Origin of the sequence: uncultured Methanospirillum sp., assembly GCF_963668415.2 — an archaeon.
In the GTDB taxonomy this organism is placed as follows: domain Archaea; phylum Halobacteriota; class Methanomicrobia; order Methanomicrobiales; family Methanospirillaceae; genus Methanospirillum.
Genome location: NZ_CAXXDL010000001.1, coordinates 1,619,340 through 1,632,754 on the forward strand (window position 1 = coordinate 1,619,340; position 13,415 = coordinate 1,632,754).

9 protein-coding genes and 1 tRNA gene are annotated in these 13,415 nt (G+C 50.5%); 6 read left to right on the plus strand and 4 right to left on the minus strand.

What is annotated here, in order from left to right; all coding sequences use genetic code 11:
• Nucleotides 1-124 precede the first annotated feature (124 nt).
• Together lysS and ACHZA2_RS07500 are read right to left on the minus strand one after the other, a co-directional pair.
• Entirely contained in the window at nt 125-1,651 is a 1,527-nt protein-coding gene (gene lysS / locus ACHZA2_RS07495; RefSeq protein ID WP_319579206.1) for a lysine--tRNA ligase, read from the minus strand.
• Between the two features lie 230 nt (nt 1,652-1,881).
• On the minus strand, nt 1,882-3,195 hold the full coding sequence (locus ACHZA2_RS07500; RefSeq protein WP_319579207.1) for a PEGA domain-containing protein: 1,314 nt from the start codon (nt 3,193-3,195) through the stop codon (nt 1,882-1,884).
• Between the two features lie 316 nt (nt 3,196-3,511).
• Here ACHZA2_RS07500 and ACHZA2_RS07505 point away from each other — a divergent pair, with 316 nt between their 5' ends.
• The 3 genes from ACHZA2_RS07505 to ACHZA2_RS07515 all read left to right on the plus strand — a co-directional run bounded on the left by ACHZA2_RS07505 (nt 3,512) and on the right by ACHZA2_RS07515 (nt 6,745).
• Entirely contained in the window at nt 3,512-3,631 is a 120-nt protein-coding gene (locus ACHZA2_RS07505; protein ID WP_324291961.1) for a symporter small accessory protein, read from the plus strand.
• Nucleotides 3,632-5,194: a sodium:solute symporter family protein gene (locus tag ACHZA2_RS07510; protein ID WP_319579208.1), complete on the plus strand. Its 1,563-nt coding sequence runs from the start codon at nt 3,632-3,634 to the stop codon at nt 5,192-5,194.
• A 120-nt stretch (nt 5,195-5,314) separates the two neighbouring features.
• The gene (locus ACHZA2_RS07515) at nt 5,315-6,745 is read left to right on the plus strand and encodes a S8 family peptidase (protein ID WP_394698521.1); all 1,431 of its coding nucleotides are present in this window, start codon (nt 5,315-5,317) and stop codon (nt 6,743-6,745) included.
• On the opposite strand, the gene ACHZA2_RS07520 is transcribed toward ACHZA2_RS07515, so the two are convergent.
• Nucleotides 6,735-8,852: a DEAD/DEAH box helicase gene (locus ACHZA2_RS07520; RefSeq protein WP_319579210.1), complete on the minus strand. Its 2,118-nt coding sequence runs from the start codon at nt 8,850-8,852 to the stop codon at nt 6,735-6,737. The two genes, ACHZA2_RS07515 and ACHZA2_RS07520, sit on opposite strands and share 11 nt — an antisense overlap.
• 13 nt (nt 8,853-8,865) lie before the next feature.
• The gene (gene trxA, locus ACHZA2_RS07525) at nt 8,866-9,285 is read right to left on the minus strand and encodes a thioredoxin (protein ID WP_319579211.1); all 420 of its coding nucleotides are present in this window, start codon (nt 9,283-9,285) and stop codon (nt 8,866-8,868) included.
• 92 nt (nt 9,286-9,377) lie between these two features.
• On the opposite strand from trxA, the gene ACHZA2_RS07530 reads away from it, so the two are divergent.
• From ACHZA2_RS07530 to ACHZA2_RS07540, 3 genes are all read left to right on the plus strand, one after another.
• Nucleotides 9,378-9,452, plus strand: a tRNA-Met gene (locus tag ACHZA2_RS07530).
• A gap of 145 nt (nt 9,453-9,597) precedes the next feature.
• Nucleotides 9,598-11,925: a hypothetical protein gene (locus ACHZA2_RS07535; protein WP_319579212.1), complete on the plus strand. Its 2,328-nt coding sequence runs from the start codon at nt 9,598-9,600 to the stop codon at nt 11,923-11,925.
• A 27-nt stretch (nt 11,926-11,952) separates the two neighbouring features.
• Nucleotides 11,953-13,332, plus strand: a complete 1,380-nt coding sequence (locus ACHZA2_RS07540) for an MBL fold metallo-hydrolase (protein WP_319579213.1) — start codon at nt 11,953-11,955, stop codon at nt 13,330-13,332.
• The last annotated feature ends 83 nt before the right edge of the window (nt 13,333-13,415 follow it).

The following is a 13,415-nucleotide window of genomic DNA, read 5'->3' on the forward strand; positions in this document are numbered from 1 at the left end:
GTGAGCCAGAGCCGTTATTATCAAAAAACAGGAGGGAAACAGAACCCATATGGACATCAGAGCCTGAAAAAGAATTATATTAATAGCCTATATTCAAAAATACGTATAAATTAGAGGATTGCGCCTATTGGGCATCCTTACCAGAAACACCTTCTTCCTCTTCTGAGGCTACTTCCCTTCTCATCGAGGGGAAGAGGATGACCTCCTTGATCGAGGTGTTGCTGGTGCTTAGCATAACAAGCCGATCAATTCCAATCCCGACACCACCGGTCGGTGGCATGCCATATCCAAGAGCGTTCACAAAGTCGTAGTCATGCATCTGGGCTTCTTCGTCACCAAGCCGCCGCTTCTCTTCCTGGGCCTCAAACCGCTCGAGTTGATCCAGGGGATCGTTCAGTTCGGAGAACCCGTTTGCAAGTTCCATCCCTGCAATAAAGAGTTCGAACCGTTCAACAAATCCTTCCTTCTCCCGGTGTACCTTTGCTAGTGGTGAGTTCTCAATAGGAAAATCGAGAATGAACGTCGGTTGAATCAGTTTCTCTTCAACGAGGGTTTCAAAGAAGAGAGGCAGAGCTTCGCGGTGGCTGCTGGCACCGTCAATTCCTTCAATTCCAAGTGTTCTCCCTTTCTCTTTGAGATCATCAAGGGTGTATGCAAAGATGTCAATGCCCCCGATATTTTTTACAGCCTCGTCCATCGGCATTGAGTTCCAGGGAGGAGCGAAATTCAGGGTGTTCCCTTCATAGCTGACCTCATATCCTCCTGTCACCTCTTTGATAATTCCAGAGATGATCTCTTCTGTCAGCCTCATCATGTCCCTGTAATCAGCATATGCCTGATAGATCTCCACCATGGAGAACTCGGGGTTGTGACTGGTATCGATATCCTCGTTCCTGAAGTTCTTTGCGAGTTCAAAGACCTTCTCAAACCCACCGACAACCAGCCGCTTCAGATAGAGCTCCGGGGCAATCCGCATGTACAGTTTCTGCTCGAGGTAGTTGTGGTAGGTAGTAAACGGTCTGGCGTTTGCACCGCCATAGATCGGCTGGAGTGTTGGTGTCTCAAACTCGAGGAACCCACTGGTGGTCAGACTATTTCTGAGATGAGAGAGAATTCTGCTTCGTATCCTGAACGTCTCCCTGCTATCCTCATTGACAATCAGATCCAGGTACCGCTGCCGGTATCGTTTCTCAAGATTTGTAAGACCATGGAACTTTTCCGGAAGTGAACAGAGCGCTTTGGTTAGAAGTTCAAAGTCATCTACCCAGAGAGTTATCTCGCCGACTTTGGTTCTGAATGCCCGGCCTACAACCCCGATGATATCCCCACGCTCAATTCCGGATTTGAAGACCACGAACTTCCCTTCAGGGAGTGAATCCTTCTTTATGTAGAGTTGGATCCTTCCGGATTCGTCTCCAAGATCACAGAAAAAGGTCTTCCCGTGATCACGAACGATAAAGATTCTTCCTGCAGTGCTGACCTGTTCAGGGGATGGATCATGGGTTACTGAATCAAATACTTCCCGGATTCCGGCAATGGTGTGTGTTCTCTTGAAAGTGGGAGGGTAGAGAGGGACTCCCTGTTCCTGGAGGAGGTTTCTTTTTGCGAGACGCTGTTCATCGAACTGCAACGCTGGATTATCAAATGACATGGTTGTTATATCTCCTCCCCCCGGCTTGCCTTAGCTCCAGGCAGATGAACCGGGACGGGGGAAGGGCTGATTCGTGCAAGCCCCGGTGGTTATGGCCTGATTATCTTCAGGAATAACGCAATATTCGCTTAAATTTTAAGGTGCCGACCTGAAATAACCTTCGTAGAAGAAGGATCCCACAGTCCCGGGCTGAATCCGGGTGACGTGGCCTTATCTGAAATGGAGGGAGATTAGGTCTTCCGATGGTAGAAATACCCAACACCTGCAAGAATCCCGATAATCAGCAAAGGGGATGGCCAGGGTGCCCCCTGTCGTGGTGTTCCAGTCATGGTGCCAGAGGCCAGAACAGTGTTGATCTGAAGCACCTGTCCGGGTATAACCTCAAACGACGAGTTGTACTCCTGATATCCGTCAAGTTTTATCGAATAGGTATGTTTACCTGAGCACACGGTCTCAACAGTGGCAGGCGTAGTTCCCTTGAGATGACCATCAACAGTGATATCAGCACCTGCAGGATCTGAACTTACCATCACAAGTCCGCATGCCTGAGGCATCGGGCTTGGATCCATCTGCACAGTCACTGGCGTAATGGCTCCGGCCGTGACCATGACCATTACTTCAAAATCCTCGTAATTCTTGCTGGTGACGTATATCCTGTGACTTCCAGGTGTGAGATTGGAGATCTCAAGAGGTCTGCCTGTTTCAGTAAGCCCCTTGTACTCATCATCAAGGAATACAGATGCTCCAGGGGGTTCGGTTGTGACAACCACAAAACCACCGGATGCACCAGTAGCCGGCTTGAGAGAGATATGCACCGGGGTGGTCACCTGATTCTGCACTGAAACCCATTCAACATAATCATCATTTCCTGCCCGGCTGATCCTGACCTCATGGCGCCCTGGCGGAATATTTCCTACGACGAGGTTTGTAGTCCCGGCATACACGCCGTCCACGTACGCCATGGCACCTCCGGGATCTGAACTGATCTCAAGCGTTCCGGAGCCGGTTCGAATGGTCATACTTGCTGACAGTTCGGTTGTCTCCCCAGGATGGATCTCAACAGTTCGTACAAACGGTTCATACCCCATCATGACCAGCGAGACCAGATGTGTTCCGGTCGGCAGATTGGTATAGGTCCAGGGGGCCATCTGCCCGTTTCCGTTGTCAACGGTTACCATGGCACCAGAGGGAGACGAACTCACCTTCAGGGATCCCGTGGTTGCAACAGGGGCCAGGACTGCCATAACCGGAACAATCCCACCTGGCTGAACACTCTGATTGTAGGTCTGTTCCCAGATCTGGAAACCCTGCATCATAACCCTGATCACTGTTGCATTCGGGCTCATAGCAGTGACCGGAACGATCACCGGAGTCTCCCCGGCAAAAGCACCATTGACAATCACATCGGCCCCCTGCGGGTTTGATTTCACCTCAAAGTATCCCATCTGTGTCTGCCCGGCTGATACAGGAGCAAGGATTGAGAATATGAATATGAGTACCAGAAGGCATGCAAACCTCTCCAAGGGCAGGATCTCCCACATCATATCGGTATGGTTCTCAGGTCGTACCTGAAAAAGTATCCGATGCGGTTCTCTCATTATGTGAGGTGACCGGTTGATTCAGTTTGTAATTCATTTAGAACATGTATGGTGCATATAGTAGATGCGGATGCACCAGAATATTCATAATTCATATACCAGAAGAGCAGATATGGTAGCGGTAAACTGATGCGAATCTGCACAATCCCTGAAGACGGATTCTTATCACCCTCATTTTTCTTCGTGTTTAGATAGGGGGCCGGATATTTCCGGTCCCCGGGTATTGACAACGCAGACAGGTTACCGCAGGTCTTCGATAATCATGATAACTATATGTGGAATCTCTGATCCGGCGATCATTGCCGGCTATGTCCTATCGATAGGATTCGCTCTAGCCTGCATCGTGTACGGACTGGTGAACTGGAACACCGGAGGATCATAAATGACAACAGATCCGGTTATTACCCTGGTAATCGTCCTGGTTTACGTAGGAATCACCCTTGGTCTCGGGTATCTAGGGTACCGAAGGACGAACCATGCTGAAGATTACCTGCTTGCAGGCAGGGATACCCACCCGGTTATCATTGCTCTCTCGTACGGTGCCACGTTCATCTCCACTTCTGCGATCGTGGGGTTCGGGGGTGTTGCTGCAAACCTTGGAATGGGCCTTATCTGGTTGACCGTATTCAACATAGGGATCGGTATCCTTCTCGCATTTGTTGTATTCGGAAAGAAGACACGGGAGAAAGGGGTGGAGACCGGTGCAGTCACATTTCCTGATCTCATGGGAAAGATCTTTCAAAGCCCGGGATTACAGTTTCTTTCAGGCCTTATCATCCTCATCGGCATGCCGCTCTACACCGCAGCAGTTCTGATAGGTGGAGCCAGATTTCTTGAATCAACTCTGAACATCTCCTACACCACCTCGCTGATAGTTTTTGCAGCAGTTGTTGCCGTGTATGTGATGTATGGCGGACTTATTGCGGTCATGTACACCGATGCATTTCAGGGAGCGATTATGTTTGTCGGGATGACCCTGCTCCTGGTGCTCACCTATGTGTACCTTGGCGGTGTCAATGTTGCGAACTCAGCCCTTGCTGCGATGTCAGACCTCGTGCCTGCATCACTCACAGCGCAGGGGATGACAGGATGGGCATCAATGCCTGAACTTGGTTCCCCCATCTGGTTCACTCTCATCACAACCCTGGTACTGGGTGTCGGGATCGGTGTCCTTGCCCAGCCACAACTGGTGGTCAGATTCATGACCGCAAAAGATAACCAGGCACTCAACCGGGCTGTTCTTGTAGGAGGGCCGTTCATCCTGATGATGACCGGAGTAGCATTCACCGTCGGTGCCCTCACCAATGTCTACTTCCTGCAGCACACCGGAAAGATTGCCGTGACTGCAGCAGGAGGAAACATCGACTCGATCATACCGGTGTACATCAACCAGGCAATGCCCGAGATCTTTGTCATCATCTTTATGCTCACACTCCTCTCTGCTGCCATGTCCACACTCTCAGCCTTGTATCACACCATGGGAACAGCCCTTGTCTGTGACATCTGGGGACGGGGAAAGACATGCGCACTTTCAGTAAGGGCAAACCAGGTCGGGTGCCTGGTTATGATGATCCTGAGTGTAATTCTAGCCCTTTCCATGCCTGAAGGGATTATTGCACGGGCTACTGCGATGTTCATGGGCCTGTGTGCCTCAGCATTTCTTCCTGCTTTCGCAGTGGGGGTGTATTCACACCGACCATCACGGACAGGTGCAGTGTGGAGTATGATTATCGGGGCTCTGACCTGGTTCTTCTGGACCGCATTTGTCCACACGTCAGAGGCAAAGACCCTGGGTATTTCTCAGGCCCTGACAGGAGTACAGACAATCCTCGGGCTCCCGTGGTCTGTCATCGATCCCCTTGTGTTTGCACTCCCTCTCTCCTTTATCGTCATGGTACTCTGCCAGTTAAGTGAACGGAGGCCAAAGAATCTGAGTTTCTCCTGAACAGATTCGTACTCTTTTTTCGTCCAGCCGCGAAATATATAAATGAACGAGCCATATTCAGTCTTACAATACCTGCTGGTGTGGGTTTCTGATCTGTCTGAACACAAATGGGGGATCGCTATGGCAACGAAGAGCACAATACTAGTTTTCGCTCTGTTCGTGCTCTGTTTAATTATCTGCAGTAGCCTTACTGCCGGATCCCAAACGATTCCAACTCTGAATCAACAACCAGAAGACACAACCATCTCCACAAATGTGGATGAGCACAAGACTCAGGGCGATATCCTGGTCAGAAGCAACGGGATACGTGAGGTCTTCGGTGTGGCAGGAAAAGGGATCAGGGTTGGTGTAATTGCAAACGGTGCACAGTCCATCAATATATCCCAGAAGAACGGAGAACTCTCAACGGTTCATGTTCTTGCAGAAGGAACTGGTGATGAAGGAACTGCAATGCTCGAGATCATCCACGACATTGCACCTGATGCCGAGCTCTATTTTTATGCATACGGCAGCAGTTCTGACACATTCAAAACAGCGGTGACAGGCCTTGCTAACGCAGGATGCAACGTCATATGTGACGATCTCTACTTCTTCCGCCAGCCCTTTCTTCAGGACGGGGACGTTGCCGACCATATCAGATCAGTCCTGAAAGCAAATCCACGCCTGATCTATGTTACCGTTTCAGGAAACTTTGCACCGCTCCATTATCAGGGACCATGGAAGCCCGGACAGCCATACGGAAAAAATCAGACTCTCCAGGATTTTGGAGGAGGAGCGTGTGCAGTAAACATCACCCTCCTGCCTGAAGAACGGGTGATCGCCACACTCCAGTGGGATGATCCCTGGGGTCATTCATTCACAGACTACGACCTGGTCCTCACCGATCCAAGGTCAGGAACGGTGCTTGCAACCAGCAACTTCACTCAGAATGGAACCACCGATCCCTTTGAGCATCTTGTATACGATCCCCCGGGACCAAACGCAGAGAAGGTCTCCCTGCAGATTGTAAGAAATGGCCAGACGGGAACCCCAAACACTCTTGAACTCTTCATAAGGGGAGTCGACGCAAAAGGGGTTGATAATGCCTTCATGAAAGACCCCACCGACTCGATATTTGGTCATGCAGCGGTGGAAGAGGTGGTCACAGTAGGATCAGTCGAACCGGCAGCTCCCTTTACCATCTCACCTGACTCATCCCACGGGCCGGTCACAATCCGGTACCCGGTTTCTACCAAACGGTGGAAGCCTGACATCTGTGCCCCAACCAATGTAAACGTCAGTGGGGCAGGGAATTTTCCTAATCCGTTCCCAGGAACGAGTGCTGCTGCACCGCATGTTGCAGGAGTCATAGCGCAGCTCTGGAGTGCTTTTCCCGACGTTCCGCGTGATCAATTGAAGCAGACGGTCTACCAGAGTGCAGATGATCTCGGGGCGCCCGGTTGGGACGAGGTCTATGGGTACGGTCTGCTTAATGCAGAACGGGCATACCGACTGCTCTTTGATAAGAACAAACCGACCTTCGATACAAGCGAAGCGATACTTAAACCGTGATATCCGGAGCCAGGATTATCCGGCGAAGGCACAGTTCTCTGATCAACTCATCAATCCTGATCTGATCAAAGACGAGCATCTCATACAGACATTCTGCAGGAAGAAATTGATTGTATGGCTTTTCTGTCTCCAGGAAATGCCAGATCCATTCTTCAGTATCTGCAGGATCAGAGTCCTTAAGATCGACAATCCTGTTCAGAACCCATTCAGGAGTAACATCGGGAGATATTAATCGCACAGATATACCATCAGACCAGGCTCCTTTGACTCTGATCCGTTCATACCTGCACGCCTCTTTCAGGTACTCAGAGAGGACCCGGTTCCACTCACCGCCAAGGAACGTGTACACCCGCACCCAGTCATTCTCCCTCCGTACCACGATCACATCAGGTCCCACATCCAGCGGAAGTGAGGAGACAAAAGCACGAGTCTCTTCCCATACCAGATCAGGGAATGGAAGATCCGAGAGCCCGTCTTTGACTATTCGGGCTACCTGCTGCATGAGGAGATAACTCGTCCCCTGAAATGTACCCGCAAAGATTGGGGGATCAGCCCGATATGAAACCGGAGTCGCGTGAATCGAATCGTGTTCTGAATGAACACCGGTACTCATCCATGAACGGCCACCAAGCCTGAAAGATTCTATTCTGCAGCGTTTAGCACTCCTTGCAGAAACTGTGCCGATCAGATCTCCTTCAGATGATCTCACCGTACAGGTTCTTCCATCACCAATGACCGAGTACAGGGAACCACGCTGTTGATCAACCCATGACTCAAGAGATGGACCAGGCATCAGGAACTCCTGATCAGTCAGAACGTAACCATCACGAATCATCGATGAGACAATGAACCAGATCCGATCTTCAGATATGTTATGACACCAGTCACACGTTGATACACTTCTTATCAACTCCTCCTTTGTAATTCTCATCCGCGAGAGGAGAGAGAGGATGATCTGCTGGACCAGAACCCGGTATGGGTATCTGACAATCCTGACCGGTTCCACCAGACCTGAAACGGCTGCTGATATGGCAGCTGCAACCAACACAGTCTCCCCTGGATCCCGTAGTAGAAACGCCATCTGTGCACGATCACCTCTCCTTCCAACCCTTCCCAGCCTCTGAAGAAATGAGGAGACACTGAGCACGGGCCCTGAGTGAACCACCAGATCGAGTGCGCCGATATCAATGCCCAGTTCCAGTGTACCTGTGCAGATGATTGTCCCGGATCTTCCTTTTAGGAATGCCTGCTCTGCTTCTCTCCGGGATGCAGGTGAGAGTGATGAATGGTGCACAAAAACTAGAACGCCGGTTCCTTCAAACAGACTGGAAAGAGACTCGGCCTCACCCCTGCTTCCTGCGAAGAGAAGCGAGCGTCTCCCCTGTATCAGAGGCAGAATCCGGGTGTTTTCAGAACCATCCAAGCCGCACAGAAAGGTAAACTCACGAGGAAGAGTTACATGCTCTGCCCTGATTATCCGCGAATCTGAGTTTCCTCTGCTCATCCATGCAAGGATATCACCAGGGTTTCCGATAGTTGCTGAGAGGCCTATCCGCTGAACCGGATGGCTGGATCTCTGCTCCATCCTGGCAAGGGCTGCCATGAGTTGATTCCCACGTTCAGAGGCAGCAAGGGAGTGGACCTCGTCGATGATACAGATTCTGATCCGATCAGCAAGGAGATCACCTGATGAACCCATCAGAAGGATGGTCAGGCTTTCAGGAGTGGTGAGTATGACAGCAGGGGGATCAAAATCCGGGATCATGGAGCCAAGAGTATCTCCATGAACCGGGAGAGCAGAGAGATGCAGCGGAGTCAACATGTGATCGAGCCGGACAGCCATGTCGGTGATGAGTGCCTTGAGCGGGGAGATGTACAGGCATACTGGAAGGTCAGGATGCTGCTTCAGGATATGATCCAGAATCGGGATAAAGGCAGCCTCGCTCTTTCCGCCTGCTGTTCTGGCAGTAAGAAGGATATCGTCACCAGAAATGATCGGTTGGTATGCAAGCTCCTGGATTCTTCGAAGGTTTTTCCACTGCAGATTATGGCTGATAACCTGTTTCAGTGATGGATGCAGTTTGAAAAAAACCGAGTGGTCAGACATTACCCGGACCACGTTATGCTATGTTGAACGTGGCGTTTATCTGTTGTTCGAGCTGCGGCCGCGGAAGAACCCCTGCAATCTGGTTAATTACCTGCCCATTCATGAAGAAGAAGAGTGCCGGTATCGCACTGATCCCGAACTGGTACGCGATCTGCTGGTTCTCATCAGTGTTGCACTTTGCAAACTGAACCTTCCCGGTATACTCAGTTGATAGGTCTTCTATCACCGGCGCGAGCATCCGGCAAGGGCCACACCAGGGTGCCCAGAAATCCACGATCAACCGTGGGTACCGGCTCACGGCCTCGGTAAAATTCGTCTCATTCAAAATAAGAATTCCATCATGTAAACCATCTCCTGCTGACACCGGAGGATCAAACCGTTTTCTGAGTTCCTCCATCTTTCGCTCCCTAATCTCCCTGAGTTCATCATCCATACGAACTAGTTGTCAGATCCGGCAATAATCTTTCCAGCAGAATATGCGGAATGCTTAAATAGATCAGGAGACAACATTGTAGTCCCTCATAAAGCGAGGTGGGGTAGTCAGGATATCCCGTCGGGCTCATAACCCGAAGACCGATGGTTCAAATCCATCCCTCGCTATTCTGTTTTCTGATGTGTTCATATCGATCTTCACGAATTAATCTTCTGACTTCTGTTCTTGTGAATACCGTTCTTCCTTTGAATCCTGATACATCCAGATGCAATTCTCTTATCCGGGGGAAGGCTGGTCACACGTGATGAACAGATGAACCCTGATGTAGCGGACTGGAAGGTCCGGATTGAGAAAAGGGTATCAGAAAAAATCCTGTCATATTCACAACCCCTGGAGAACGGACCTGCTGCCAATGCCGGGGTGAAATGCTACATATTTCTGATTGGTAATCTGCATCATGTTGTACTCTTTACAATTCCTTCCCTTCCTGGTGAAGAGATCGTTCAGGACATCATTGCACATGCCGGAAGCGTTGGTGCATCGGCCGCGGTCTTGATCTCTCCTGACGGGTACCGGGTACTTTTTTCCGAGGAGTCCAAAGCAGATCTCATCTGGCTGGAAACCCTCTGCCCGCTATCAAAGGCACCGGACGGATCTCTCCTGACTGATCAAAGTAGTATACAGGACCCGGTGGAGATTATCGCCCGGTACCTCGGGGAGCTCAGAAAAGAACTGAGCGGCTGGCTCTACAGCAGAGAGGGGGAAACATCAGAATCAAGCAGGGACCTGACGATCCAGACTCTGATGAACCGCGTTATTCTGACAAAAATCTTTCACACCATTGAAACAGATGAACCATCAGAGACTACAACCCTCATGGGTGCCCTCTGCTCGTTCGTGTCAACCGTTCCTGTTCTGGATTTTTATGACACCAGGATAGGACCTCAGGATGAAGCAACCATAAAAGAGGTGAGGAGGCTTGCCGGTTCACCGGTGAAGGAACTCAAAAACATCAGGCTCTCATGGGTCAGACCCGAAGACTGGGCGACTGCTTTCGCCAGGTATCTCGCTGTCCTCCCTAAGAAGCAACATAAGAAGAGGCATTTTCAGGGTCATGAGGAGCAGGAATGGAAGGGATGGCTCCTGAAGTCTGATGTAGTGAAACTTATTACAGATCTCCTGGCGAAAGATGATCATCCGGATGGAGCATTCTGGGATCCATCAGCCGGGTGTGGTGAACTTGTCGGTCTGATACTCAGGTGCATCAGGCTCAATCTGATCAGGGACGAAAGAGATACTATCACCGCCCGCCTCATCGCTGCCGGAGAGATGGTACACGCAAACGATGGATCGCCGATCCACATTGCAGTGGTCAGGTTCGTGATCACATCCTGGATTCTGAGTGGGGAGAGCACTCATTCATCCCTTACCAGAACCCCCCTCTGGTACCCGATCCTTTCTTTGAACAGACAGATCAGAGCAGGCTCTCCACTGTACGACGAGAGGGCACTGGAAGAGTTTGTGTCCGTAAAGGAGGGATATCCAATCCTCCGTCGCCTGCATCCTCTCATGGGAAACCGTACAGAAGGAATGAAACCGTTCTCTCTCATCATCTCCTGTCCTGATGGAAAAAGTCCGGGTGGCCCTCCAGAGGTTGCCTGTTACCTCACCAGGCGGTTCACCTCGTATGCACCAGGAGCAGATCAGGGCGTCCTGTTTGCTGAACTGGCGGGTGAGTTTCTTGCTCCAGGAGGAAAGGCAGTCATATTCATGAGGAGAAAATGGCTCTCTGAATCTTCATACAGGGGATTCAGACAATGGATAACTCACAATTCTCCAGTCACCATGATAGTTCCGGAAGATAAAACCGGCCAGGAAGATCCTGACAACCTTTCTGCATTGGTCCTTCATTCAGTTCCGGAGCAGACCCACACCGTAATCAGGTTTGCCACCGGAGAGAAACATTCACGGTTCAGGATCAGAAAGTACCAGATATTTCCCGCTAGTCGGCACAAAGATGACGGATGGGGCCTGCAGGATCCCTGGGAGAAGGGCATGATGAATCATCTCTCCCAGGGAACGATGACTTTGAGCGAGTACCTCTTTGACGAACTCTACCCGGGAACTGCAGGTGACCAGATCAGAGACCGGGCTGACTGCTGGACATCAATCACATGGACGGGTTCTGAACTCTCTGTATGTACAGGAATGGCACCTGAACACGGCGCTGAAGTCATCATACCAGGGGATGATCAGTTCCTTTCCACGCTTCTTCATTCGTCACTTGTCAGATGGTACATCGCATCCTCCACTCGTGGTCAGGCTTCACCTCACCTGATGGACCTGATCAGGACTCTTCCCATCCGGGCAATTGACCACTACTCTCCTGAAGAGACCTGTGTTTCTGAACGAATCAGGGCGGCTGGATCCCGCCTTGCCATGCTTAAAAAACGGAGAATAGTCTGTCATGCATGGCATGACATAAGCAGGATAGAGCGGCAGATCACAGAGTCAGAGAAGGAGTTGGATCAACAGATCAGCACCCTGTATGGCATATTCCCTGATGACTGCAGAGAGATCAGGCAACGTATACAATCAGACACCAGTCTGGATGCAAAAGGCCCCCGTTTTCAAATATGATGAGAGCAATTTCAGATATACTGCAATATGATCATCAGAGAATTCTTCATCCCCGGTATTGCCCATAGTTCATTCCTCGTAGGAGGAGCAGGTTCATGCCTGATTGTTGATCCTTCCCGTGATATTGACCGGTACCTGGAGGCAGCCAGAGAAGAGGGGTTGAAGATTGCAGGGGTCCTGGAGACACATCTCCACGCTGATTTCATATCCGGACATCTGGAGTTTGCTCATAAGACCGGTGCTCCAATCTATATGCCGGAACGTGCAAAGGCCGTCTTTCCTCATATTCCGGTCAGACAGGGATCAGTCATCACGATAGGGGACATGAGGATAGAGGTGAGGGAGACACCCGGCCATACGCCAGAACATGTCTCCTATGTCCTCGTTCATCAAAGCCGCTCTGAAAGCCCTGCTCTAGTCTTCTGCGGAGATACCCTGTTTGTCGGTGATGCAGGCAGACCGGATCTCTTTCCAGGCAGGGCAAATGAACTTGCTTCGGCCCTGTACACGAGTCTGCATGAAGAACTCATGACCCTTCCCGATCACTGTGAGGTGTACCCTGCTCACAGTGCAGGATCATTCTGTGGAAGATCCCTTTCTACGAAAAAGTCAAGCACCATCGGGTACGAAAGGATTGCAAACCCGGTTCTAGCCATTCAAGACAGGGAGACGTTTACCACAACCCTGACAACAAACATGCCGCCTGCCCCTGATCATTTCAACAGATGTTCGGAGGTCAACCGAAGAGGCCCGGTTCTGCTTTCGGAACTGCCTGTTCTGAAGGCGCTCAGCCTTGGTGATGTCAGAAATATGCTGGAGTCAGGAGATACTGAAGTTGTGGATATCCGGATGTATGACGCATTCGGGGGAGTTCACATCCCTGGGAGTCTGAATATCGATGCTGAAGTTAACTTTTCTACTTATGCAGGATGGATTACCAGCCCGGATATGAACCAGGTACTTGTCGGATACAACCCTGATCAGATCACTGATGCGGTACTGATGATGCACCGTGTTGGTATCGATTCCATTGCAGGTTACCTTTCAGGCGGTATTCAGAACTGGGCATTATCAGGACTTAAGACCGAACAGATCAGGATAATATCAGTGCATGAACTTGCCCGCCTCATAGCAGGAGAATCTGAACTTATGATCCTTGATGTCAGACCAACTGCCGAGTATGCGGGTTACCATATTCCGGGGTCCATCAATATCCCATGGCCTGATCTCCGCACAAGACAAAGTGAAGTCAGTTCATCAGGCCTTGTGGCTGTCATCTGTGGATCAGGGGTCAGGGCCGGGACAGCCTGCAGTATTCTGAAACGGGCGGGACACCACAATATCATGAATATTGCCGGAGGATACACGGGCTGGATCGCAGCTGGGTTTGACAAACCTTTGCAGTAAGGGCAGAATCATTACACAGGAGTTATTGGAGGAGACGTGAACATACATATGAATCACAGTCAGCACGTTACAAAGGGTCAGAG